Origin of the sequence: Natrinema pallidum DSM 3751, from assembly GCF_000337615.1 — an archaeon.
GTDB classification, from domain to species: domain Archaea; phylum Halobacteriota; class Halobacteria; order Halobacteriales; family Natrialbaceae; genus Natrinema; species Natrinema pallidum.
The window spans coordinates 46,773-68,335 of sequence record NZ_AOII01000037.1 but is presented as its reverse complement, the minus strand read 5'-3'; the positions used below and the strand labels follow the sequence as shown (position 1 = coordinate 68,335).

The 21,563-nt window shown below is 64.2% G+C and carries 24 protein-coding genes, 2 tRNA genes and 2 pseudogenes; 21 read left to right on the top strand and 7 right to left on the bottom strand.

Annotated elements, in window-relative coordinates; genetic code table 11:
* Positions 1–18: 18 nt before the first annotated feature.
* On the bottom strand, positions 19–810 hold the full coding sequence (locus C487_RS05515; RefSeq protein ID WP_006184702.1) for an alpha/beta fold hydrolase: 792 nt from the start codon (positions 808–810) through the stop codon (positions 19–21).
* 237 nt (positions 811–1,047) lie between these two features.
* Here C487_RS05515 and C487_RS05510 point away from each other — a divergent pair, with 237 nt between their 5' ends.
* Positions 1,048–1,296, top strand: a complete 249-nt coding sequence (locus C487_RS05510; protein ID WP_006184701.1) for a DUF7127 family protein — start codon at positions 1,048–1,050, stop codon at positions 1,294–1,296.
* Positions 1,293–3,554, top strand: coding sequence for a CDC48 family AAA ATPase (locus C487_RS05505; RefSeq protein ID WP_006184700.1), 2,262 nt, complete (start codon positions 1,293–1,295; stop codon positions 3,552–3,554). Before C487_RS05510 ends, C487_RS05505 begins: the two co-directional genes overlap by 4 nt.
* Before the next feature lie 40 nt (positions 3,555–3,594).
* On the opposite strand, the gene bcp is transcribed toward C487_RS05505, so the two are convergent.
* The 3 genes from bcp to priS form a co-directional block, all read right to left on the bottom strand.
* On the bottom strand, positions 3,595–4,068 hold the full coding sequence (gene bcp, locus C487_RS05500; protein WP_006184699.1) for a thioredoxin-dependent thiol peroxidase: 474 nt from the start codon (positions 4,066–4,068) through the stop codon (positions 3,595–3,597).
* An 88-nt stretch (positions 4,069–4,156) separates the two neighbouring features.
* Complete coding sequence (locus C487_RS05495) at positions 4,157–5,116, bottom strand: DNA replication complex subunit Gins51 (protein WP_006184698.1); 960 nt, start codon at positions 5,114–5,116, stop codon at positions 4,157–4,159.
* Positions 5,113–6,288: a DNA primase small subunit PriS gene (gene priS / locus C487_RS05490; protein ID WP_006184697.1), complete on the bottom strand. Its 1,176-nt coding sequence runs from the start codon at positions 6,286–6,288 to the stop codon at positions 5,113–5,115. The genes C487_RS05495 and priS overlap by 4 nt, the downstream gene beginning before the upstream one ends.
* Positions 6,289–6,477: 189 nt before the next feature.
* Between priS and C487_RS05485 the strand changes: the two are divergent.
* Both C487_RS05485 and C487_RS05480 read left to right on the top strand, forming a co-directional pair.
* Positions 6,478–7,418: pseudogene (locus C487_RS05485) on the top strand (transposase).
* Positions 7,419–8,066: 648 nt separating this feature from the next.
* Positions 8,067–8,309: pseudogene (locus C487_RS05480) on the top strand (ArsR family transcriptional regulator); the annotation flags it as partial.
* Between the two features lie 43 nt (positions 8,310–8,352).
* On the opposite strand, the gene C487_RS05475 reads toward C487_RS05480, so the two are convergent.
* A complete protein-coding gene (locus C487_RS05475) occupies positions 8,353–8,829 on the bottom strand; it encodes a GNAT family N-acetyltransferase (RefSeq protein ID WP_006184694.1) in 477 nt (158 codons plus the stop codon).
* 166 nt (positions 8,830–8,995) lie between these two features.
* On the opposite strand from C487_RS05475, the gene C487_RS05470 reads away from it, so the two are divergent.
* From C487_RS05470 to C487_RS05460, 3 genes are all read left to right on the top strand, one after another.
* Entirely contained in the window at positions 8,996–9,442 is a 447-nt protein-coding gene (locus C487_RS05470) for an archease (protein ID WP_006184693.1), read from the top strand.
* Positions 9,443–9,605: 163 nt separating this feature from the next.
* Positions 9,606–10,625 carry a DoxX family protein gene (locus C487_RS05465; protein ID WP_006184692.1) on the top strand — a complete coding sequence of 340 codons (1,020 nt, stop codon included), beginning with the start codon at positions 9,606–9,608 and terminating at the stop codon, positions 10,623–10,625.
* 91 nt (positions 10,626–10,716) lie between these two features.
* A complete protein-coding gene (locus tag C487_RS05460; RefSeq protein WP_006184691.1) occupies positions 10,717–12,183 on the top strand; it encodes an RtcB family protein in 1,467 nt (488 codons plus the stop codon).
* 128 nt (positions 12,184–12,311) lie between these two features.
* On the opposite strand, the gene C487_RS05455 is transcribed toward C487_RS05460, so the two are convergent.
* Positions 12,312–12,521, bottom strand: a complete 210-nt coding sequence (locus tag C487_RS05455) for a hypothetical protein (protein WP_049907956.1) — start codon at positions 12,519–12,521, stop codon at positions 12,312–12,314.
* Positions 12,522–12,729: 208 nt separating this feature from the next.
* Here C487_RS05455 and moaA point away from each other — a divergent pair, with 208 nt between their 5' ends.
* From moaA to rpsB, 14 genes are all read left to right on the top strand, one after another.
* Entirely contained in the window at positions 12,730–13,749 is a 1,020-nt protein-coding gene (moaA, locus tag C487_RS05450) for a GTP 3',8-cyclase MoaA (RefSeq protein WP_006184689.1), read from the top strand.
* Between the two features lie 184 nt (positions 13,750–13,933).
* Positions 13,934–14,016, top strand: a tRNA-Ser gene (locus C487_RS05445).
* 71 nt (positions 14,017–14,087) lie between these two features.
* The gene (locus tag C487_RS05440) at positions 14,088–14,612 is read left to right on the top strand and encodes a 30S ribosomal protein S13 (RefSeq protein ID WP_006184688.1); all 525 of its coding nucleotides are present in this window, start codon (positions 14,088–14,090) and stop codon (positions 14,610–14,612) included.
* Positions 14,612–15,133 carry a 30S ribosomal protein S4 gene (locus tag C487_RS05435; RefSeq protein WP_006184687.1) on the top strand — a complete coding sequence of 174 codons (522 nt, stop codon included), beginning with the start codon at positions 14,612–14,614 and terminating at the stop codon, positions 15,131–15,133. The genes C487_RS05440 and C487_RS05435 overlap by 1 nt, the downstream gene beginning before the upstream one ends.
* Before the next feature lies 1 nt (position 15,134).
* Positions 15,135–15,524 carry a 30S ribosomal protein S11 gene (locus C487_RS05430; protein ID WP_006184686.1) on the top strand — a complete coding sequence of 130 codons (390 nt, stop codon included), beginning with the start codon at positions 15,135–15,137 and terminating at the stop codon, positions 15,522–15,524.
* A 3-nt stretch (positions 15,525–15,527) separates the two neighbouring features.
* Positions 15,528–16,277 (top strand): DNA-directed RNA polymerase subunit D, encoded by a 750-nt coding sequence (locus tag C487_RS05425; RefSeq protein ID WP_006184685.1) that lies wholly within the window; start codon positions 15,528–15,530, stop codon positions 16,275–16,277.
* Positions 16,278–16,406: 129 nt separating this feature from the next.
* Positions 16,407–16,491: transfer RNA gene (locus C487_RS05420), tRNA-Leu, on the top strand.
* Between the two features lie 153 nt (positions 16,492–16,644).
* Positions 16,645–16,998, top strand: coding sequence for a 50S ribosomal protein L18e (locus C487_RS05415; RefSeq protein WP_006184684.1), 354 nt, complete (start codon positions 16,645–16,647; stop codon positions 16,996–16,998).
* Positions 16,995–17,444: a 50S ribosomal protein L13 gene (locus tag C487_RS05410; RefSeq protein ID WP_006184683.1), complete on the top strand. Its 450-nt coding sequence runs from the start codon at positions 16,995–16,997 to the stop codon at positions 17,442–17,444. Before C487_RS05415 ends, C487_RS05410 begins: the two co-directional genes overlap by 4 nt.
* Complete coding sequence (locus C487_RS05405) at positions 17,438–17,836, top strand: 30S ribosomal protein S9 (protein WP_006184682.1); 399 nt, start codon at positions 17,438–17,440, stop codon at positions 17,834–17,836. The genes C487_RS05410 and C487_RS05405 overlap by 7 nt, the downstream gene beginning before the upstream one ends.
* Positions 17,837–17,848: 12 nt before the next feature.
* Positions 17,849–18,043 carry a DNA-directed RNA polymerase subunit N gene (locus C487_RS05400; RefSeq protein ID WP_006184681.1) on the top strand — a complete coding sequence of 65 codons (195 nt, stop codon included), beginning with the start codon at positions 17,849–17,851 and terminating at the stop codon, positions 18,041–18,043.
* Positions 18,044–18,045: 2 nt separating this feature from the next.
* A complete protein-coding gene (locus tag C487_RS05395) occupies positions 18,046–18,231 on the top strand; it encodes a DNA-directed RNA polymerase subunit K (RefSeq protein WP_006184680.1) in 186 nt (61 codons plus the stop codon).
* Entirely contained in the window at positions 18,228–19,433 is a 1,206-nt protein-coding gene (gene eno / locus C487_RS05390) for a phosphopyruvate hydratase (protein WP_006184679.1), read from the top strand. Before C487_RS05395 ends, eno begins: the two co-directional genes overlap by 4 nt.
* Positions 19,430–20,239: a 30S ribosomal protein S2 gene (rpsB, locus tag C487_RS05385; RefSeq protein WP_006184678.1), complete on the top strand. Its 810-nt coding sequence runs from the start codon at positions 19,430–19,432 to the stop codon at positions 20,237–20,239. Before eno ends, rpsB begins: the two co-directional genes overlap by 4 nt.
* A gap of 280 nt (positions 20,240–20,519) precedes the next feature.
* Here rpsB and C487_RS05380 read toward each other — a convergent pair whose 3' ends face one another.
* The gene (locus C487_RS05380; protein WP_006184677.1) at positions 20,520–21,446 is read right to left on the bottom strand and encodes a thiamine-phosphate synthase family protein; all 927 of its coding nucleotides are present in this window, start codon (positions 21,444–21,446) and stop codon (positions 20,520–20,522) included.
* Between the last annotated feature and the right edge of the window lie 117 nt (positions 21,447–21,563).

The following is a 21,563-nucleotide window of genomic DNA, read 5'->3' as shown; positions in this document are numbered from 1 at the left end:
TTTCGCCGCGTCGCAGTCTCAGTCTCGGGTTCGATCGCCGGCGATCCCCGCCAAAAAGTCCTCGACGACGCCGTTGAACGCAGCGGGCTGCTCGGCCATCGCCAGATGGGCGGCGTCCTCGATCTCGCCGAGGCTGGCTCCCTCGATTTCGTCGGCGAGATACTCGTGGAACCACGGCGGCGTCAGCTGGTCGTACTCCCCGTACACCGCGAGCGTCGGGGTCTCGATCTCGGCGACGCGGTCGCGAACGTCGAACTCGTGGCAGGTCAGGAAATCGCGGTTGGTGACCGCCTGTCCCGTCTCGTGCATTCGTTCCATCGATCGCTCCCGGAGCGCCGGCTCGGGGTCGTGAAAGAGCCGGTCCGGACCGTGCAGGAACTCGACCGCCCGTTGGAAGTCGGACTCGAGCCAGGTCAACAGGTCCTCGAGCACGCCGAGTCGCGCACCGGTACCCGTCAGCACGGCCGCTTCGGGGTCGTACTCGCGCTCGAGCAGGATCTGGAGGACGACGGCACCGCCAAGGGAGTTGCCGACGAGGTGTTCCGAACCCGTCGCTTCGACGACGGCCAGCACGTCATCGGCGTAGGCCGACAGCGCCGAGTAGCCGGCGCTCGCGTCGATGTCGTCCGAGTCGCCGTGGCCGCTGAGATCCATCGTAACGATCGGGTGGGCGGTCGCCAGCGACTGCTGGCCCGCCCAGATATCGCTCGCTCCCCCGCTCCCGTGGACGAAACAGATCGGCGATCCATCCCCGCCTCGGTCGACGACGTCGTACGCCGTCTCTCGACCGTGGTGTGGTACTGTTTCCATACGTAACAGCACACCGGGGACTGGCATAAAGACTTGATTCGACGGCGACCGGCGACCGCCGGCAACGGGGCGTTGCGCGTCCGGCCCAGCGCCACACGTACCGGTCGGTGCAAGCACACGCGTCGAGGTTCGCTGTGAACTGCGAACAAGCACTTCAGCCATCCCCCTCTCGCCGTCATGCGATTATTCGGCGAAATGGTTAAATAGTAGCGGTGCTTACCTTGGGTTAGTTACAGCATGACTCTCGACCAATTCACCCCGGAGGAGGGGCAGGTAGCCCGCCGGTACGACTACAACGACAGCACGGTGATGGCTGTCGACTTCGGTACCGAGCAGGCCGACGCGTCGGTCGACATCGTCGACGGCACGGTCATCGTCGTCCTCGACGACGACCAGTACGAAATCGAACTCCCCCCAGGCGCCACGAACTCGCACACGTTTATGAAAAACGGCGTTCTCACTGTCGAACTGGAGGAGGACCTATGAAACTCACTGTCAAACCACTCAAACAGAAAGACGCCGGTCGTGGACTGGCCGCGATCGACCGCGTATCGATGACCGAACTCGACCTCGAGAACGGTGATTACATCGTTATCACGGGCTCGGGCGACGGCCAGGCCGTCGCACGCGTCTGGCCCGGCTACCCCGAAGACGAGGGACGTGGCATCGTCCGAATCGACGGCCGCCTGCGACAGGAGGCCGACGTCGGGATCGACGACAACGTCACGATCGAACCCGCGGACGTCAAACCCGCGAAATCGGTCACCGTCGCGCTCCCCCAGAACCTCCGCATTCGAGGGGACATCGGTCCGCTCGTCCGCGACAAGCTTTCGGGCCAGGCCGTCACCGAGGGCCAGACGGTTCCGTTCTCGCTCTCGTTCGGCCCCATGGCCAGCTCCGGCCAATCGGTGCCGCTGAAGATCGCGAGCACCTCGCCGTCGGGCACCGTCGTCATCACGGACTCGACGAGCATCGAGATCTCCGAGACCCCCGCCGAACAGGTCCAGTCCGGCGGCGGCGCGTCCGCGGAAGGCGTCCCGAACGTCGCCTACGAGGACATCGGTGGTCTGGACGACGAACTCGACCAGGTCCGCGAGATGATCGAGTTGCCGATGCGCCACCCCGAACTGTTCCAGCAGCTGGGGATCGAGCCGCCAAAGGGCGTCCTCCTGCACGGCCCGCCGGGTACGGGGAAGACCCTGATGGCCAAGGCGGTCGCCAACGAGATCGACGCCAACTTCGAGACGATCTCCGGCCCCGAGATCATGTCGAAGTACTACGGCGAATCCGAGGAACAGCTCCGCGAAGTCTTCGAAGAGGCCGAGGAGAACGCCCCCTCGATCATCTTCATCGACGAACTCGACTCCATCGCGGCCAAGCGCGAGGAGGCCGGCGGTGACGTCGAACGACGCGTCGTTGCCCAACTCCTCTCGCTGATGGACGGCCTCGAGGAACGTGGCCGAGTGACGGTCATCGCCGCGACCAACCGCGTCGACGCGATCGATCCCGCGCTCCGGCGCGGCGGTCGCTTCGACCGCGAGATCGAGATCGGCGTTCCCGACAAGGAGGGCCGCAAGGAGATCCTGCAGGTCCACACCCGCGGGATGCCCCTCGACGAGGAGATCGATCTGGATCAGTACGCCGAGAGCACGCACGGCTTCGTCGGAGCCGACCTCGAGTCGCTGGCTCGCGAAAGCGCCATGAACGCGCTCCGTCGCATCCGTCCCGAACTCGACCTCGAGTCCGAGGAGATCGACGCCGACGTACTCGATTCGCTGGAAGTGAGCGAGCGGGACTTCAAAGAGGCGCTCAAGGGTATCCAGCCCTCCGCGATGCGCGAGGTCTTCGTCGAGGTTCCCGATGTCACGTGGAACGACGTCGGCGGACTGGGCGATACCAAAGAGCAGCTTCGCGAGACGATCCAGTGGCCGCTGGACTACCCCGAGGTGTTCGAGCAGATGGACATGCAGGCCGCCAAGGGCGTCCTCATGTACGGCCCGCCGGGCACGGGGAAGACCCTGCTCGCCAAGGCCGTCGCCAACGAGGCCCAGTCGAACTTCATCTCGATCAAGGGCCCCGAACTGCTGAACAAGTACGTCGGCGAGTCCGAGAAGGGCGTCCGCGAGGTCTTCGAGAAGGCGCGGTCGAACGCCCCGACCGTGATCTTCTTCGACGAGATCGACTCGATCGCGGGCGAACGCGGCCAGCGCCAGGGTGACTCCGGCGTCGGCGAACGCGTCGTCTCACAGCTCCTGACGGAACTCGACGGGCTCGAGGAACTCGAGGACGTCGTCGTGATCGCGACGACCAACCGGCCGGACCTGATCGACAGCGCTCTGCTCCGTCCCGGACGCCTCGATCGCCACGTCCACGTGCCGGTTCCCGACGAGGACGCGCGCAAAGCGATCTTCGACGTCCACACCCGCAACAAGCCGCTGGCCGAATCGGTCGACCTCGAGTGGCTCGCAGCCGAGACGGAGGGCTACGTCGGTGCCGACATCGAAGCGGTCTGCCGCGAGGCCTCGATGGCCGCCAGCCGCGAGTTCATCAACTCGGTCGATCCCGAGGAGATGGACGACACCATCGGCAACGTCCGCATCGGCAAGCAACACTTCGAGCACGCGCTCGAGGAGGTCAACCCGAGCGTCACCCCCGACACCCGCGAGCAGTACGAGGAACTCGAAGAGGAGTTCCAGCAGGCCGAGCCCGGACAGGACGAGCAGCTCGGACGCACCTTCCAGTAAGGTCGACAACCGCGGTCACGCGTCTCCGCCGTTGCCCGCATCAGTGGGTTACATCCGCCGGCTCGAGGGCGGCCAGCACCGCGTCGGCGTGACCGTCCGGCGAGACGCCCTCGTAGGCCGCCTCGATGCGTCCGTCCGGCCCGACGACGTAGGTATTCCGGAAGACGCCGTCGAACGTATTGCCGAACATTTGTTTCTCGCCGTACGAATCGTACAGCGTCGCGACCTCACCGAACTCGTCCGATAGCAGGTCGAACTCGAGGTCGTAGTCGGCCGCGAAGTCGGCGATGTCGTCGACGGGATCGTCGCTGATACCGACGACCGCGATGTCGTGGGCCTCGAATTGCGGAAGCGCATCGTTGAATCCGCAGGCTTCGGTCGTACAGCCGTCCGTGTTGGCGCGGGGATAGAAGTAGACGACGAGCCGTTGCCCCGCGAACTCGGAGCGGGTGACCGTCTCGCCGCGTTGGTTTGGCAGTTCGAACTCCGGTGCTTCGTCGCCGACGTCGAGCATGCATGCGAGTTAGCGACTCGTCGTGTATACGTTACGATTTCACACGGTGGCGGCCGACGGCGAAACGGCAGACGCACCGACCCGCCGATTACTCGAGCCGTTCGGCTGCCTCCCGCTCGACGAGGGGTGCCGCGTTTTGCTCCGGGAGCGTGACGACGTCGTCGCTCGTCAGGGTATACTCCCGATCGTCGACGCCGAGAATGGAACCGATATCGCTGGTGATTCGGACGGTCGTGCGATCGATCCCGGCGGCCGCGTCCCGACCCTCGTCGGTCGCCGGCGCAGCATCGGCGTCCGCGGCCGGCGAGTCGACGGGACGGTCGGCACCGGAATCGGACACCGCACTCAGTGGCTGGTCCGCCGGGCCGGTGCCATCGGTTCGATCCGCTCCCGTCCCATCAGTCGCTCCGACCGACGGCTCGGCCCCGCCCATGACGTCTGCGGCGGAGACGCCGCTCGAGTCGTCCGCGGCCGCGTCTGCCGCAGAGTCGACGGCCGGCGACGGTGCGTCGGGCGGTGCTGGCGGCGCGTCGTCCGCGGTCGCGTCGCCGGCTGGCTGAGTCTCGGTTCGCGCCTCGAGACCGCCGGCGTCGGCGGTCGGCGGTACATCGGACGTGGGCGGCGAGCCAGCGCCCGCGTCCGTCTCGGTGACTGACTCCTCGACGCCCTCGAGAACGTCGAGGACGCGGCTCTTGTTCGATCCGATCCGTTCGACGAGATCGTCGAACAGATCGCCCTCCTCGGCGGTCAGGCCCTCGTCGTCGGCCGGCATTCCGGCCGCCGCGAGACTGGCCTGTTTGACGAGTTTTCCCATCCGACGCTCGTAGATCGCTTCGACGACGTCTTTGGCGGTCTCGATCTCGTCGGTCAGGCGGCTGACGTCGGGCGACGAAAAGGGGTCGTCCGCCTGCTCGGCGACGCGGTCGCGTTCGTCCTCGAGATCGGCGATGTACTCGCCGACCTCCTGATAGAAGGCGGGGCGCAGGTTCTGGAGGCTGTCCTTCTGGCGCTCCTTGCTCTGGACCGAACGCAGTTCGTCTAAATTCATTCTTTCTCCTTCTCGGCGCGGCCGCGTGCCATCAGGAACACGGCGACGTATTCGGGTAGTGACTGGTCACCCTCCGCGACCGTAAAGCTATCTCCTCCGAGTTCGACCACGCCACCGTCACTGACATCGACGGTGATCTCGTGGCCCTCGAACGTCTCCGGGACGGCGTCGACCAGCGGATCGAAGTCGGCGATCTCGTCGCGCTCGAGTCGCACCGTTTGCAGTCCGCTTCCGCCGTGGAGGCTCCCGGGGAGGCGGATGAGTCGGTTCGTGTCGGTCGTGACCGGTTCGTCGATCGGCGCGTTGTCCCGCTCGACGGCCAGACTCGTGAACCGTTCGGCCAACTGCGCGACGGCGGTGTGGACGGTGACGTTACCCGCCTCGAGTTGTTCGCGATTGTTGCGGGCCGCGTTCAGCGTGGCCTCGGCCTTCCCCTCGCCGATGCCGTCGAACGACTGGAGTCGCTCGAGGGCGGCGTCTTCCTCGAGGTCGAGCAACTCGTCGACGAACGCCATGAAGTGATCGTGGGTCCGAGCGCCCCAACCACCTTCGGTCCGCAGCGTACGCCGCTCCGTCGGGGTCTTCCGCCCCAACCCGGCTACCGTCTCGGTTTCGATCAAGTCGTCGAACTCGAGGCCGATGCCGCGGACGTAGTCGACGATCTCACGGCGGTGCTCGCGCTCTAAGTGCAGGACGTTCTCGTCGCGGACGTGGACGTGATACCCGCGACCGCCCGAGAAGACGATCTCGAGGTCCTCGAAGGCGAAGTCGTTCTCGAGGAACTCGAGCAGGCGGCGCAGGGCGTCCTGACACTTCGCGAGCATCTCGCCATAGCTGTCTTCACCCAGCGTCACGCTGGGCAGGTGGTCGGCGTCGAGATCGAAGACGAGATCGGCGGACTGCCACTCTTTCTCGTGCATCGAACTCGCGCCGGGATCGCGAAAGCGTCCCGCGGAGAAGTAGACGTGTTGCGGGCGCTTTCGGACGAGGAATTCGGAGAGGTCGCCCAACTCGAGCAGCGAACGGTGGCGGACCATCGTCGTGTCCGGTCCCTCGGTCCAGGGGATGTACCCCCACTCGCGTTCGTTGGCCGCGGGCGGCGGCGTGATCTCCGTCCGTCGATAGTGGTCGCGGAATCGCCCCCGCAGATAGGCCCTCGTTCGCTCCTCCATACGACTCGAGTGGTCGTGGATGGGCGCGTATAATCTTGCCGAATGTTCGACCTCGTGGGGGGACGACACAGGGGTTCCGACCGAGAGCGGTGCGTGTCCCGTGTTGCTTCGCGCCGCGCTCGCTTAGCAGTTGTCGAGGGTGTCATAGAACGAGTAGCACACCAAAGAGCAGGGTGAACGCTGTGGTGGATGAGCCCAGCGACCCTGCAAGAGCATTCTTCGGTAGAGACGTTCTTCAATGTCGTGGAGACAGAGACGCTAGCGTTGCTTGAGCACCTTTCATTCGAGTTTCTCGAAGAGTTCGACGTGTTCGCCCCGGCGGAGACGGGGCGAACACGAGATCACGAGCCACCAGAGCTGATGCGTAGCTTCCTCCATTGCTACTACAAAGACAGCTACGGCATCTGCCCCGTTGAACGAGAGCTTCAGAATACAGTTGCCTGGCTCAGTTGTGGCTTCGATCGACCGCCGTCGAGAGACGCGGTCGATCGCTTTCTCACCGATCTCGAACACGTCGTTGACGAAATCTTTGACCACCTCGTCGAGCAGGCCGCCCGCCTCGGCTTGCTCGACTTGACCTACTGCATCGATTCGACTGACGTGAGAACGATGCCAGCCGATCAGGATGCGTCGAAATGCTACGATCCAACCGCCGAAGAATACTACTACGGCTACGGCTGTACGATCGTCTCGGCCGGACAAAAGATTGAACAGCCGATCTGGATGGTCGGTGATAATGGCTACGACACGCTTGACTGGCACGACCACCTGCTGACTGCAGGGGTCGTGCCAGTCGCTCCGTACAACGCACGAAACACTGACGACCCGAAAGACATCGAGTACAGGGTCGAAGACCGCGTCACCGAGCACAGCAAGGATGTTCAGCTGAAGCAGTCGACGTTAGACGAGACGTACAACCGCCGTACAGGAGTCGAACGAACCAACAATGCAGTCAAGGACTGCGGCCTCGGGCACGTTCGAGCCCGAGGCCGCGTCCATGCACGAGCGCGGGTGTTTCTTGCTCTTGTCTCCGTCTCGTTGTTTCGATCACCAATTATGAACGAGGAGACAATCCAAGGAGCGTTGGCCGCATCTGGATCTGGAACGCTTGCAGCTATCTTTGGAAGTAACACTGTTGAGATAGTCGTTGGAGCAGTAGCTAGCCAATTGGTCGACAATTCACTCTCACTTGCATACTACGATTATGACCTTAACTATAAAATTGGATCAGAGAAGATGGTTTCGGCAGGCTACGGTATTGGTCCTTGGAAACCAGGTAAAAGTGGACTTATTGAGGTGGCGACAAAGCGTGGGCATAGCAGCAGATGTGACTGGTCATAGCAGATGTGATATGTAGTAGACATGAAAATATATTGATCTAGAAGCAGTTCAAAACATTAAACGTCCAGTAAACTAAATAAGATAGACACTATGGGATCAGACAGAAGAAAATTTTGGTCAAGGAGAACATTACCTCATATTGTGGGGGTAACAATTGCCGTGCAAGTATCTGAGACCGTAAATCGATTAATAGGTGTGTCAAATATTATGTTTTATATTATAACAACAGCAATATTTGCATATATTTTCATTGAAATTCTAGAATTGATACTAGCAACGGAAAATACTACATGGTTCAATTAGCTGCGATGATATCGGCATGAATTTCTCAGGTTATTGGGCTTTACATGGTGACGCTGTCTCTCGCCCGTTATTTTCTGCTCGTTAGCCTCTGAAGTGCAATTCGTCCCGTTCGCCGCTGCCTCCACCACTTCTATTCAACCGCGCTGCCCGAGGACGCACGGGCGGCCGTCGACTCGATGGCGCGGGACCTCGCACCCGACATCGCAGCGCTCGTCGCGGACCTCGAGACGAACCACGGCGACACGTTAGAGCGGATCGCCGACGGGATGGCTCCCTGTGAACACTGTCGAAGCCAGAAGTACGAGACGTACCTGCTGTTGACGATCCTTCGGCGGGCGTTCGTGGCGGGGACCCTTCGAGACGATCCCGGACAGTAGTTCCGACCGTCCGATCCGTCTCGGCAATCAGTAGCGTCCCGTTTCAGCGCCGTATCAGATCGGAAATCCGGTCAGCGATACCGACGTCGGCCCCGAGTTTCAGGTAGTAGGCGTCGCCGCCGTCCTCGTAGTAGTCGTCGATCCGGCGCTTGATCTCGAAGCCGAGGTGTTCGTAGAACTGGAGCGCGTTCTCGTTACTCGTCCGAGCGTGGCACGTGATCGTGTCGTGATCGCCCGCGACGTGGGCGACGAGTCGTTTGCCGATCCCTTCGCCGCGGACGTCCGGACTCACCGCCAGAAAGAGAATGTAGCCGTCGCGTCGAACGGCAGCGAACCCGATGAGCGCACCGTCTTGGACGTAACAGTGGACCTTCGACCGTCGATACGCGTCCGTAAAGAAGTCGTACCGTTGTTTGAGCACATCCTCCTGACGGTTGATCTCCTCCTTTAGCTGCCAGGCGTCGTCGACGAAATCGTCGCTCCCCGGCGCGACGACGCGACTGTCGATATTGACGCTCACTACGACAGTCTACCAGCGTCGTCAATATAATTCCACCGGCAGTCGACGTGCGGACCGTCGGAGCGGCCGACGCGTCCGGGGGGCCATCGATTCGACCTGACAACCGTCCGGCGACAATGCGCTCGAACCGACGGGCATAGAACCCCAGCCGAACAAACCGGCCCCAATGGGGTACGAACTGCGCGACCACACGGCCGACGTCGCCGTGGCGGCGACCGGTGACTCGCTCGCGAACGTCTTCGCAGCGGTGGCAAACGGCCTCGCAGCCGCCTCGTGCGACGAGATCGCCGATGCCGGGGACCGCTTTTCGCTCGCCGTGACGGCCGAAAACCGCGAGGCGCTGCTGTTCGACTACCTCGACGAACTGATCTATCTGCGAGACGTTCGGGCGGCACTCCCGGTCGACCACCGCGTCGACTCGATCGAGACGCCGTCGGCCGCGAGCGGCGGCGCGGACGAGTGGCAGCTCGCGGCCAGCGCCCGCGGCGTTCCGCTCTCCGAAATCGACGCTCGTGAGGTGAAGGCGGTGACGTACTCGGAGATGCGCCTCGAGCGCGTCGGTACGGACGGTGACGACGGGGGCTGGGAGGCGTACGTCGTCTTCGACGTTTGACCGGCTGTGGCCGCGGGCGGTCGGCGCACGTGTGATCAATCAGGTGGTCGTATTTTCCTCTCCCGGACCGTACCGCACGGTGATGGGGGACGGATGCCGACGCGTTCGAAAACGGCGACTCGTCGGGGCAGTGGTGGCTCTCCTCGCGGCTTCGGGTGTGGTAATGGGGACGGCCCGGGCTCACGAGGAGTACGTCGTCGACGAGGAGCGCGACATCGCCGTCGGCGAGTTCCTCGCCGAGTCGTTGCGCGATCCGTTCGTCGTCGGCCCGCTCTTGGCGGGTGCGTTCGCCGTCACCGTCGCGATCGCGATCTACCTCTTCGTTCGCCCGCTGCAGCGGGATCTCGCCGCGTTCCGGGCCGCCATGCGGGAGTACACCCTGTTCGTTCCCTGGCTGCTCCGGATCTCCTTCGGTATCCCGCTGATCGGTGCCGGGTTCGGCGGCTACTTCATCAGTCCCGCGCTCCATGTCGAACTGCGGCTTCTCCAGGTCGCGCTCGGCTTTCTCCTTCTGTTCGGCCTGGCGACGCGCGTCGTCGCGCTGGTCACGCTCGCTGCCTACCTCGTCGGTCTCACGCTCCGGCCGATCCTGCTGTTGCAACTCGAGTACGTCGGCGGCATGCTCGCCATCGTCCTGATCGGAAGCGGGCAACCGAGCGCGGATCACGTTCTCCAGCGGGTCGCCGGCACCTCGGGGACCGTCTACGGCCGGCTCGATCCGGTATCCGACCGCGCTCGCACGTTTCAGGAGCGGGTTCGTGGGTACCGCCCCTTCGTGCCGACGATCGTTCGTATCGGCCTCGGCTGTACGTTCGTCTCCCTCGGGCTGGGCCAGAAGCTGCTGCGACCCGGCATCGCGCTTGCGGTCGTCGGCCGGTACGATCTGACCGCGGTCGTCCCCGCCAGTCCCGCGCTGTGGGTCCTCGGCGCGGGGGTGGCCGAGGTGGGGCTCGGTCTCGCGCTCCTGGTCGGGTTTGGCACGCGGGCGAGCGCAGCGACGGCGATCGGCGTGTTCGCGCTCACGCTCTTCGCGCTGCCCGACGATCCCGTCCTCGCCCACGTCGGCCTCTTCGGCCTGGCGTCGGTGTTGCTCATCACCGGCAGCGGCCCGTACGCCGTCGATCGATGGCTCGAGGCCCGCGTGACCGACGAACGCGCCGACGGGGTACTGGAGCCCGCGTAAACGGGGTGCGCCCGCGATTCGACAGTGCTAGTGACTGTCGAAGGCGTTGAAGAGACGAACACCTTTCATCGCTGCGGGCCGACTTCCATGTATGACCACCTTCGACGCCGACGGCATCACGCTCGAGCGGGTGCGCGAGTACGTCTGGGAGATCCCCCAGGACGGGGACATGCGTGTTCCCGCACGGGTACTGGCGAGCGAAGCGCTGCTCGAGGAGATCAAGGAGGACAAGACCCTCGAACAGATCAAAAATACGACTCACCTGCCGGGAATCACGAACTACGCGATTTGCATGCCCGACGGACATCAGGGCTACGGCTTCCCGGTCGGCGGGGTCGGCGCACTCGACGCCGAAAACGGCTGTATTTCGCCGGGCGCAGTCGGTTACGACATCAATTGTGGCGTCCGAATGATGCGGACGAACCTGACCTACGACGAGGTGCGGGGCCACGAGGAGGAACTCGTCGACTCGCTGTTCGCCAACGTTCCGTCGGGGCTCGGCGGCGGCGGCATCGTCGAGGCCGGCGTCGACACCGTCGACGAAATCCTCGCCCGCGGCGTCGACTGGGCGCTCGAGAACGGCCACGCCGTCGAGGACGACCTGCTACACTGTGAGGACGAAGGGATGCGCGAGGGCGCAGAGCCCGAGAAAGTGAGCCAGAAAGCCAAAGACCGCGGAAAGAACCAGATCGGCTCGCTGGGATCGGGCAACCACTTCCTCGAGGTCCAGCGCGTGACCGATGTCTTCGATGCGGACGTAGGCGAGGCCTACGGGCTCGAGGAAGACCGGATCGTCGTGTTGATCCACTGTGGCTCCCGCGGTCTGGGGCATCAAACCTGCAACGACTACCTGCGGAAGATCGAACAGCAGCACCAGGGACTGCTGGACCAGTTGCCCGACAAGGAACTCGCGGCCGCGCCTGCGGGTTCACAGCTGGCTGAGGACTACTACGGCGCGATGAACGCGGCGATCAACTTCGCGTGGGTCAACCGGCAGCTGATCATGCACCGCACGCGGCAGGTCTTCGAGCGCGTGTTCGATCGCTCGTGGGAGGAGATGGAGATGGAACTGCTGTACGACGTGGCCCACAACATCGCGAAGAAGGAGACCCACACGGTCGGGGCGGACGGGGAAGAGCGCGAACTCTACGTCCACCGCAAGGGGGCGACGCGGGCGTTCCCCGCCGGCCATCCCGAAGTCCCGTCGGCCTACCGTGATGTCGGCCAACCGGTGATCATCCCCGGCAGCATGGGCGCTGGCAGCTACGTCCTCCGAGGCGGCGAGAATTCGATGGACCTGACGTTCGGCTCCACCGCCCACGGTGCCGGCCGGCTGATGAGCCGTACGCAGGCCAAAGACGAGTTCTGGGGCGGCGACGTCCAACAGGACCTCGCGGACCAGCAGGAGATCCACGTCAAGGCCCAGTCCGGAGCCACGATCGCCGAGGAAGCGCCGGGCGTCTACAAGGACGTCGACGAGGTCGTCCGCGTCTCCGACGAACTCGGGATCGGCGACAGGGTCGCGCGGACGTTCCCCGTGTGTAACATCAAGGGCTAGTTGGGAACGATCCGCTATTTTCCCATCGCACTCCTATCGACCCGCTCGAGGCCCTTCGCGAAGAAGCACGAAAGAGCGAGAAGACGGCCGACGAACTCGAAGAGCGAAACCGATCGTCGGGCTTGCGTTCACTTCAGCCGGTACGGACTGTCCTCGTCCTCATCGTCGCCCTCGTTCTCGTAGGGTTTCCGCGCGGTGATCGTCACCGTTGCCTCGGGGTCATCCTCGTCGGCCCACGGGCTATCGTAGGCCGAGATCTCGAGGTCGGTCACGTCCCATCCCTCCGCCTCGACGAGTTCGACCAGCCGTCGCTGGTCCGCGAGCATGTCCTCGTCCATGGCCCGCGGTTCGAGCGCGAGCGTGGTAGCTCTTCCGCCGATCAGTGCACGAACCGATGCCACGATCGATCCGCCGTTCGACACTGGCGGCACGGCGACCGGCGTCGGCACTCATCATAGCGGGTTGACAGGGTCTGCAAACCGAAATCGGTTACGCGGCGTCGGAATTCCCGGCGTGTTTAAGCGGATCCGTCTGCAACTCGGACGCATGCTCACCGACGAGTTCGGACGGGAGGTCACCGGGGTGCGCGTCTCCCTCACCGATCGGTGTAATTTCGACTGCGTCTACTGTCACAACGAGGGGCTGGGGGACACTCGCGGACCGATGGACCCACAGGACGACGAGATGTCGACCGACGACGTCGTCCGGTTTCTCGAGGTCGCCGCCGAGTTCGGCGTCGACGCGGTCAAGTTCACCGGCGGGGAACCCATGCTCCGGCAGGATTTAGCGGAGATCATCGAGCGCACCCCGGATCGGATGGAAGTCTCGCTGACCACGAACGGGACGTTCCTCCCCGGCCGCGCCGAGGAGCTCGTCGACGCCGGCCTCGAGCGGGTCAACGTCTCCCAGGACGCGCTCGACCCGGCGGACTTCGCCGCCGTGACGAAAAGCGGGGCCTACGAGAAAGTGCTCGAGGGCGTCGAAGCGGCGCTGGACGCGGGACTCGACCCGGTCAAACTCAACATGGTCGTCTTCGAGCACACGGCAGGGTACGTACCGGAGATGGTCGATCACGTCGCGGACAACGACGGACTCCAGTTGCAGTTGATCGAGTACATGCCCGAACTGACGGGCAAGCCCGAGTGGAACATCGACATCCAGCGCGTCCACGACTGGCTGGCCGAGCGGGCCACCGAGATCGAACATCGCGAGATGCACGACCGGAAACGGTACTGGGTCGGCGGGAGCGCAGCCGACGACGGCGAGGCGAGCGACGCCTCGTCGAACTCGTCCGGAATGGTCGAAATCGTCGATCCCGTCGAGAACCCCACCTTCTGTGCGAACTGTCACCGCGTTCGGGTCACCCACGAGGGTTACCTCAAGGGCTGTCTCAACCGTAACGACGACCTCAAGTCGATGGGTGAGATGACGAAACCGGAGATCCGCGAGGCGTTCCGCGAGACCGTCGCCGATCGAGTCCCCTACTACGGGGAGTACATGGTCCAAAACGACGACGGCCAGTGGGAGATCAACGAGAAGTACATCGAAGAGTACGCCGGCGCGTAGCACCGCCGCGGCCGCAGCCGTCGTCCAGTCGTTCGTCGACGCGAGCGGAGTGACGCGGGTGAGAGGGGCACACGAGCCGTCGCGCCCTTTCGTTGCCCTTAAGTAGTAGACGGGGGTACGTTCGGGTGCAATACGTGCAGGGGAGCGATCCCCGAGTCCGGGAGGGCGATGATAGACGAACGGTGTTGTGGTAGCCAAGCGGCCCAAGGCGCATGGTTGCTAACCATGTGGCGTCAAGCCTCCGGGGTTCGAATCCCCGCCACAACGTCGGACACTTCGCTGGCGTTTTCCCGCCAGTCATTTGCAACGCAGGCAGACCAGACACAGATACACGACACATGAGCGCCGAAGAACCTCAAGAACAAGAAGACGACGAAGATCTTCGATACTTCGTCCGCATCGGGCAAACCGACCTCGATGGGACGAAGTCCGTCGAGCGCTCGCTCTCGGAGATGAACGGGATCGGTCGCCGAACCGCCCGACTCATCGCCGAGGAAGCGGGTGTCGACCGAACGGCGACGTTCGGCCGGCTCGACGACGACGTCATCGATGGCGTCATCGAAGTCGTCGAGAACTACGCCGACGAAGTCCCGGACTGGCTCAACAACCGTCAGGACGACTTCTACAGCGGCGAAACGACCCACGAGATCGGCAACGATCTCCAGTTGACTCGACAGCACGACATCAACCGGATGAAGATGATCGACTCCTACAAGGGCACGCGCCACAAGCGCGGCCAGAAGGTTCGCGGTCAGCGAACCAAGTCCACCGGTCGTACGGAGGGCACCATCGGAGTCAATGTCGAAGAGATCCGCGAAGAACAGGCCGAAGAGGCCGCCGAAGAAGAGGGCGAGGGTGAATAATGCCACTCGGCACTGACACCAAGCAATACGAGACGCCGAACCACCCCTACCAGGGTGAACGCATTGCCTCCGAACACTCCCTCGTCGACCGCTACGGGCTCTCCAACAAGGAAGAGCTCTGGCGTGCCCAGTCCGAGCTTCGCTCCTACCGGCGCGAGGCCCGCGAACTGCTCGGCCAGGCCCAGGACGACGACACCGTCGTCCGCCGCTCCGAGGAGTTCCTCGGTCGGCTCAAACGTGTCGGCATCCTCGACGAAACCGACGAACTCGGCGACATCCTGTCGCTCGAGATCGAAGACATCCTCGAGCGCCGACTGCAGACGGTCGTCTACCGCAACGGGCTGGCAAACACGGCCCAGCAGGCTCGGCAGTTCATCACGCACGGCCACATCGTGGTCGACGGGCAGCGCCACCTCGTTCCCTCCTACGTCGTCGACATCGACGAGGAGGACCTGGTGGCCTTCGACGAGAACAGCCCGCTCGCGGACGACCTCCACCCCGAACGCGCGGAGGGTCAGTAACATGAGTCAGGACGACGAAAAATGGGGCATTGCCCACGTACACGCATCGTTCAACAACACCGTCATGACCGTGACCGACCTCACGGGCGCGGAGACGATCGCCAAGTCCTCCGGTGGGACGGCGGTCAAGCAGAACCGCGACGAGGCGTCGCCGTACGCGGCCATGCAGATGGCCGAGTCCGTCGCCGAAGAGGTCAAAGCGGCCGGCATCACGGGCCTGCACGTTCACGTGCGCGGCCCCGGTGGCAACCTTCAGAAGTCCCCCGGTCCGGGCGCACAGGCGACGATTCGTGCGCTCGCCCGCTCGGGCATCGAGATCGGGCGCATCGAGGACGTCACGCCGATCCCACACGACGGATCGCGCGCTCCCAAAGGGAAGGGCGGCTACTAGATCATGAGTACAGAGTACGACGTCGAGTTCGTCGAACGCGAGGATCGTGAGGCACGGTTCCTCGTTCGCGGCGTGACACCCGGGTTCGCCAACGGTATTCGTCGAGCGATGGTCGCCGACGTACCGACGATGGCGATCGATACCGTCCGGTTCGTCGAGAACTCGTCGGTCATGTTCGACGAGCAACTCGCCTTGCGACTCGGCCTCGTCCCACTGACGACGCCGCCGGTCGGCGAGTTCGGCGAGGACGAGACCGTCACGCTCTCGATCGACGTCGAAGGGCCGGCCACCGCGTACTCCGGCGACCTCGTTTCCAGCGACGATCTCGTCCAACCCGCCGACGAGAACGTCCCGATCATCGAACTCAAGGACGGCCAGCGTCTCGAGGCCGAGGCCGACGCCGTCATCGACCGCGGGAAAGACCACGCCAAACATCAGGGCGGGGTCGCGGTCGGCTACCGACACCTCCAGCGCGTGGAGGTTGAGGGTGACCTGCCGGAGTTCGAGGACGAGGAGCGTCGGATCATCCGCGGCGTCATCGAAGACGACGGCGAACTCGTGTCCACGAGCGAGTTCGATCACGACCTCTCGAACCGGTATCCGGGCAAGGAGGTCCGGATCGAGGACGTGCCGAACGCCTTCGTCTTCCACGTCGAAACCGACGGCTCGTTCCCCATTGAGGAACTCGTCACGCGGGCCGCGGACACGATCGCGGAACGCGCGACCGAACTCGAAGACGCAGTACAGCTGTAGATATGAACCGACGCCCCAAACCCACGCAGGACGCGCCGCTCGCCGACGCCGTGAACGACGAGACCGGCGATCGCGCGTCCGACGGAATCGAAAGGGGTTTGAAGGGGCGACGGGTAGACGGAAGTGCGAGCAGGGATAGCCAAGTCAGGCCAACGGCGCAGCGTTCAGGGCGCTGTCTCGTAGGAGTCCGCAGGTTCAAATCCTGCTCCCTGCATCACTTCTCTACGACCGAACGACAGTCAGGAAGCGGTCGGGCAGTATCCGACCGGTTCACGACACGGCCCGTTCGGCAGTACAACAATTTCGATTCCACAGTCGACGGCGCGGTTCCTCGCGTCGCCGATCAGTTAGCAGTTGGAGGATACCAATGAGTAGCAAGACTAATCCGAGGCTCAACGATCTTATCGCCGAGCTGAAGTCGACGTCCCGCGAAGCGGACGCCGACGTCTGGCGAGACGTTGCGGATCGACTCGAGAAGCCCCGGCGCACCCACGCTGAGGTAAACCTGGGCCGCATCGAGCGATACGCACGCGAAGAAGAGACTGTCGTCGTTCCCGGCAAAGTGCTGGGCTCCGGCGCACTACAGAAGAACGTTACCGTCGCCGCCGTCAACTTCTCTTCGTCCGCGGAGACGAAGATCGATCAGGTCGGCGAACCGGTACCGCTCGAGCAAGCGCTCGAAGAGAACCCCGAAGGGGCAAACGTCCGGGTGATCCGATGAGTCTCGCAGAGTTCGACGCAGATCTCGTCGTCGATGCCGGTGACTGTATCCTCGGTCGCGTCGCAAGCGAGGTCGCCCAGCGCGCGCTGGACGGCGACCGCGTCGCGATCGTCAACGCAGAGGACGCAGTCATCACCGGCGACAAAGAAGACATCTTCGAGACGTACCGCACGCGGCTGGAACTGGGTTCGGACCGCGGACCGTACTACCCCAAGCGACCGGACACGATCTTCAAGCGCTCCGTTCGCGGGATGCTGCCGTACAAGAAACCCCGTGGCCGCGAGGCACTCGACAACGTCCGCGTCTACGTCGGCAACCCCTACGAGGGCGACGACGACCACGAGTCGGACGTACTCGAGGGAACGTCGCTGGATCGCCTGTCGAACATCCGCTTCGTCCACCTACACGAAGTGTCCGAACAGTTAGGTGCTAACGTCACATGGTAACCAATACGAGTGGCAAGAAAAAGACAGCCGTCGCTCGCGCCACGGTGCGCGAAGGCGAGGGTCGCGTTCGAATCAATTCCCAACCCGTCGAGTTGGTCGAACCGGAGATGTCCCGGCTCAAGATGCTTGAGCCGTTCCGCATCGTCGGCGATGACCTGCGCGGCGAGATGGACATCGATGTCCGTGTCGAGGGTGGCGGCATCAGCGGCCAGGCAGACGCCGTTCGGACCGCGATCGCACGCGGGATCGTCCAGCACTCGAACGACGCCGAACTCCGCGACGCGTTCATGGAGTTCGACCGCTCGCTGCTGGTCAACGACGTTCGCCAGTCCGAACCGAAGAAATGGGGTGGCCCGGGCGCTCGGGCACGCTACCAGAAGTCCTACCGCTGAGGTGATCCACGCATGATGGTACCGGTCCGGTGTTTCACCTGTGGTAACGTCGTCGCCGAACACTGGGAGGAGTTCGACGAGCGAGCGAACGAAGGCGACGAGGACCCCGAGGAGGTGCTCGACGAACTCGGCGTCGACCGCTACTGCTGTCGGCGCATGCTCGTCAGTCACAAGGACCTGGTCGACGTCGTCTCCCCGTACCAGTAACAATGCAACAACAACAGCACAACCGCTACGAGAAGGCACGCATCCTCGGCGCGCGAGCGCTGCAGGTATCCTACGGCGCGCCGGTGTTGATCGAGACGGAGCAGACCCAACCGATCCTCATCGCCGCCGAGGAGTACGACGCCGGCGTGCTGCCGTTTACCGTCAAGCGGGGGTACGACCGGAAATGACGCTCATCACCGACATCCGGCTCCGTCGAATCCTCGACTCGCGAGGGAATCCGACGGTCGAGGCCGATGTCGTGACCGAAAGCGGCGGCTTCGGTCGCGCCGCGGCACCCAGCGGTGCCAGCACCGGCGAGTACGAGGCCGTCGAGCGGCCGCCGAGCGAGGCTATCGCCGCGGCTCGGGAACACGCCGTTCCCCGACTCGTCGGCGAGGTCTACGCCGGCAATCAGCGCGACGTCGACGCCGCGCTCCACGCCGCCGACGGAACCGACGACTTCTCGGAGATCGGTGCCAACAGCGCGGTCGCGATCTCGATGGCCGCCGCGAAGGCCGGTGCCGACGTGCTTGGTGCCCCGCTGTTCCAGCACCTCGGCGGGACGTTCCGCGGCGACGGCTTCCCGATTCCCCTCGGCAACGTCGTCGGCGGCGGCGAACACGCCGCCGACGCGACCGACATTCAGGAGTTCCTGGCCGCACCCGTCGGCGCACCCAGCGTCGCTGACGCCGTCTTCGCAAACGCAGCCGTCCACGCCGCCGTCGCCGACCTGCTCGAGGAACGCGACGTTCCCTGTGGCAAGGGCGACGAGGGCGCGTGGGCACCGTCGATCGACGACGGCGAGGCCTTCGAAATCGTCGCCGAGGCGGTCTCGATGGTTCAGGACGAGGTCGGTTTCAACATCGGCTTCGGGCTGGACGTCGCCGGTGCCGAGTTGTACGATTCCGACTCGGAAACGTACGAGTACAGCGACCGGAGCCGCGACACCGAGGAACAGATCGCCTACATCGCGGATCTGGTCGAGGAGTACGACCTCGTCTACGTCGAGGACCCGCTCGACGAGGACGACTACGACGCCTTCGCCGACCTCACCGACGAGGTCGGTGACCAGACGCTGATCTGTGGCGACGACCTGTTCGTCACCAACACCGATCGGCTCATCGAGGGTATCGATCGCGGCGCGGCCAACAGCATCCTGATCAAGCCAAACCAGATCGGGACGCTGTCGGACGCCTTCGACGCGATCGAACTCGCGACGGAGAACGGCTACGACTCGGTCGTCTCCCACCGGTCGGGCGAGACCGAAGACGCGACGATCGCACACCTCGCCGTTGCGACCGACGCCCCCTTCATCAAGACGGGTGCCGTCGGCGGCGAGCGAACCGCAAAGCTCAACGAGCTTATTCGAATCGCAGACGACGCGACATGACAGAGAACGACGCAACCCAGGAAGAGCTCGACGCCGCCGAGGAGGCGATCGACGAGGAGCCAGCCGAAGGGGCTGGCCCCGCCGCCGACGCCGACGACGTCGAGCCAGTAGACGAACAGTCCGCCGACGCCGAGGGAGCACCCGCGGCCGACGCCGAACAAGCCGACGACGCCGACGAGGAGGACGCCGGTCCGACCCTCGACGACGACGTCATGCCCGACGAGGAGGCGGACCTCCTCATCCCCGTCGAGGACTACCTCGGTGCTGGTGTCCACATCGGGACCCAGCAGAAGACCTCGGACATGGACCGGTTTATCCACCGCGTCCGAACCGACGGGCTCTACGTGCTCGACATCTCGAAGACCGACGGCCGTATCCGCACGGCCGCGGACTTCCTCGCCAACTACGACCCCGAGCAGATCCTGGTCACCTCGAGCCGCCAGTACGGTCGGTTCCCGGCGGAGAAGTTCGCCGAGGCAGTCGGCGCTCGCGCCCGCACCGGTCGTTTCATCCCGGGCACGCTGACCAATCCCAAGTACGACGGCTACATCGAACCGGACGTCCTCGTCGTCACCGACCCGATCGGCGACGCCCAGGCCGTCAAGGAGGCCATCACGGTCGGGATTCCGGTCATCGCAATGTGTGACTCGAACAACCAAGTCAGTAACGTCGACCTGGTCGTCCCGACGAACAACAAGGGTCGCAAGGCCCTCTCGGTCGTCTACTGGCTGCTCGCCAACGAGGTTCTCGATCGACGCGGTGCCGAGCCGTCCTACTCGCTCGAGGACTTCGAGAGCGGCGTCTAATTCGGTCGCGGTCGACACTGTTCGTTTTCTCGTACCCCTGCACCGCGTAGCGACGCGACAACAACGGGTGATCACATCCGTACCCCAGTATAAGCGGCAGCGACGGAATCGCTAGCGACCCCTGCTCTCACACGGGAGTCGGGGCGCGACCCGCCGCGGTCGGGTCGGGACTCAGTTCACTCTCGCGTGAGCGAGCGGTCGTAACCGGTGGGAGCGGGTTGACGCGCGTTCGATCGAACCGCGAGCAGGTGAAGTGCGGGAGACCGGTGACACGGCGTCGTCACGGTGACGACGCTTCCTCGAGCAAGTCCCCGACCAGTTCGGCGGCGTCGACGGCCGTCGCACCGAAGACGTACGTCGCGGGTTCGATACCGAACGCCCCACGGTGGTAGGCGACGGCCGGTACCGCCCCCCGATCCGCGAACCGGCGTCGGAGGTGCGCGCCGCGGTCCTCGTAGTCGGCGTCGAACTCGAGGGGATCGATGTCCAGCGTCCGCGCGGCCGCGAGCAGGTCGTCGTCGGTGGCGATATTGATCGCGGCACGGCGGTCGGAGCCGACCGAATTCGAAGCGAGGACCGCCGTTGCGACGTGTTTCGACGCGCCGAACTCCGGATTCGCGGGGATTTCGATCCGCCCACCCATGGCGTAGATCCGGCCGGGAACCGCGGCGACATCGGTCTCGTCGCGGGGATCGGGGAGACACATCCCGACGTTCGTGCCGACGTTCGGGATGAAGTCGGCCATCCCGGGGGTCGAGGCGAGGGTTCGTGCAGCCGTCCGTACGTTCGCGAGGACGTCCCGTTCGGCGCGTACGTCGGAATCGAGGCCGCGAACGCACAGGTCGCAGCCGAGTCCGCGCAGTTCGGGCATCTCCTCCTCGTGGAGTTCGCAGATCGGACCCCGATCCTCGAGGGTGCGGACGAGCGAGAGGAGTTCGGCGAGGGCGTCGTAGCCATCCATCTCGCCGGCCGCCAGTCCGTTCGCGATGCGGTCGACGGTAGCGACGGTCTCTGGATCGTCGCGAAAGCGAGCGTCGCCGCCGCTGTCGCTGCCGACGTACTTGCTGACCGCGGCCTGGGTGACGCCGAGTTCGGTGGCGATCTCCCGTTGGGTTAGCCCGAGATCCGCGAGGCGTACGGCCAGCATTGCCCGGACGGTCGGTAGGAACCGATCGACGACGAGTTCGCTCGGCAAGACCAGCGACATACGACCGACGTTCGACTGCAGGGATATAAGTCCGCCTCCGATTCGACCGCGGTGGCCCGATGACCATCGGACGGCGACAAAGATAGCTATTAACCATCGTCGGACGAACGGCCGGGC

Excerpts from the sequence above, each read along its gene's own strand:
- C487_RS05515 (WP_006184702.1), bottom strand. The coding sequence starts at position 810 with ATGGAAACAGTACCACACCACGGTCGAGAGACGGCGTACGACGTCGTC.
- C487_RS05510 (WP_006184701.1), top strand. The coding sequence starts at position 1,048 with ATGACTCTCGACCAATTCACCCCGGAGGAGGGGCAGGTAGCCCGCCGG.
- C487_RS05505 (WP_006184700.1), top strand. The coding sequence starts at position 1,293 with ATGAAACTCACTGTCAAACCACTCAAACAGAAAGACGCCGGTCGTGGA.
- bcp (WP_006184699.1), bottom strand. The coding sequence starts at position 4,068 with ATGCTCGACGTCGGCGACGAAGCACCGGAGTTCGAACTGCCAAACCAA.
- C487_RS05495 (WP_006184698.1), bottom strand. The coding sequence starts at position 5,116 with ATGAATTTAGACGAACTGCGTTCGGTCCAGAGCAAGGAGCGCCAGAAG.
- priS (WP_006184697.1), bottom strand. The coding sequence starts at position 6,288 with ATGGAGGAGCGAACGAGGGCCTATCTGCGGGGGCGATTCCGCGACCAC.
- C487_RS05470 (WP_006184693.1), top strand. The coding sequence starts at position 8,996 with ATGGGGTACGAACTGCGCGACCACACGGCCGACGTCGCCGTGGCGGCG.
- C487_RS05465 (WP_006184692.1), top strand. The coding sequence starts at position 9,606 with ATGGGGACGGCCCGGGCTCACGAGGAGTACGTCGTCGACGAGGAGCGC.
- C487_RS05460 (WP_006184691.1), top strand. The coding sequence starts at position 10,717 with ATGACCACCTTCGACGCCGACGGCATCACGCTCGAGCGGGTGCGCGAG.
- C487_RS05455 (WP_049907956.1), bottom strand. The coding sequence starts at position 12,521 with ATGGACGAGGACATGCTCGCGGACCAGCGACGGCTGGTCGAACTCGTC.
- moaA (WP_006184689.1), top strand. The coding sequence starts at position 12,730 with ATGCTCACCGACGAGTTCGGACGGGAGGTCACCGGGGTGCGCGTCTCC.
- C487_RS05440 (WP_006184688.1), top strand. The coding sequence starts at position 14,088 with ATGAGCGCCGAAGAACCTCAAGAACAAGAAGACGACGAAGATCTTCGA.
- C487_RS05435 (WP_006184687.1), top strand. The coding sequence starts at position 14,612 with ATGCCACTCGGCACTGACACCAAGCAATACGAGACGCCGAACCACCCC.
- C487_RS05430 (WP_006184686.1), top strand. The coding sequence starts at position 15,135 with ATGAGTCAGGACGACGAAAAATGGGGCATTGCCCACGTACACGCATCG.
- C487_RS05425 (WP_006184685.1), top strand. The coding sequence starts at position 15,528 with ATGAGTACAGAGTACGACGTCGAGTTCGTCGAACGCGAGGATCGTGAG.
- C487_RS05415 (WP_006184684.1), top strand. The coding sequence starts at position 16,645 with ATGAGTAGCAAGACTAATCCGAGGCTCAACGATCTTATCGCCGAGCTG.
- C487_RS05410 (WP_006184683.1), top strand. The coding sequence starts at position 16,995 with ATGAGTCTCGCAGAGTTCGACGCAGATCTCGTCGTCGATGCCGGTGAC.
- C487_RS05405 (WP_006184682.1), top strand. The coding sequence starts at position 17,438 with ATGGTAACCAATACGAGTGGCAAGAAAAAGACAGCCGTCGCTCGCGCC.
- C487_RS05400 (WP_006184681.1), top strand. The coding sequence starts at position 17,849 with ATGATGGTACCGGTCCGGTGTTTCACCTGTGGTAACGTCGTCGCCGAA.
- C487_RS05395 (WP_006184680.1), top strand. The coding sequence starts at position 18,046 with ATGCAACAACAACAGCACAACCGCTACGAGAAGGCACGCATCCTCGGC.
- eno (WP_006184679.1), top strand. The coding sequence starts at position 18,228 with ATGACGCTCATCACCGACATCCGGCTCCGTCGAATCCTCGACTCGCGA.
- rpsB (WP_006184678.1), top strand. The coding sequence starts at position 19,430 with ATGACAGAGAACGACGCAACCCAGGAAGAGCTCGACGCCGCCGAGGAG.
- C487_RS05380 (WP_006184677.1), bottom strand. The coding sequence starts at position 21,446 with ATGTCGCTGGTCTTGCCGAGCGAACTCGTCGTCGATCGGTTCCTACCG.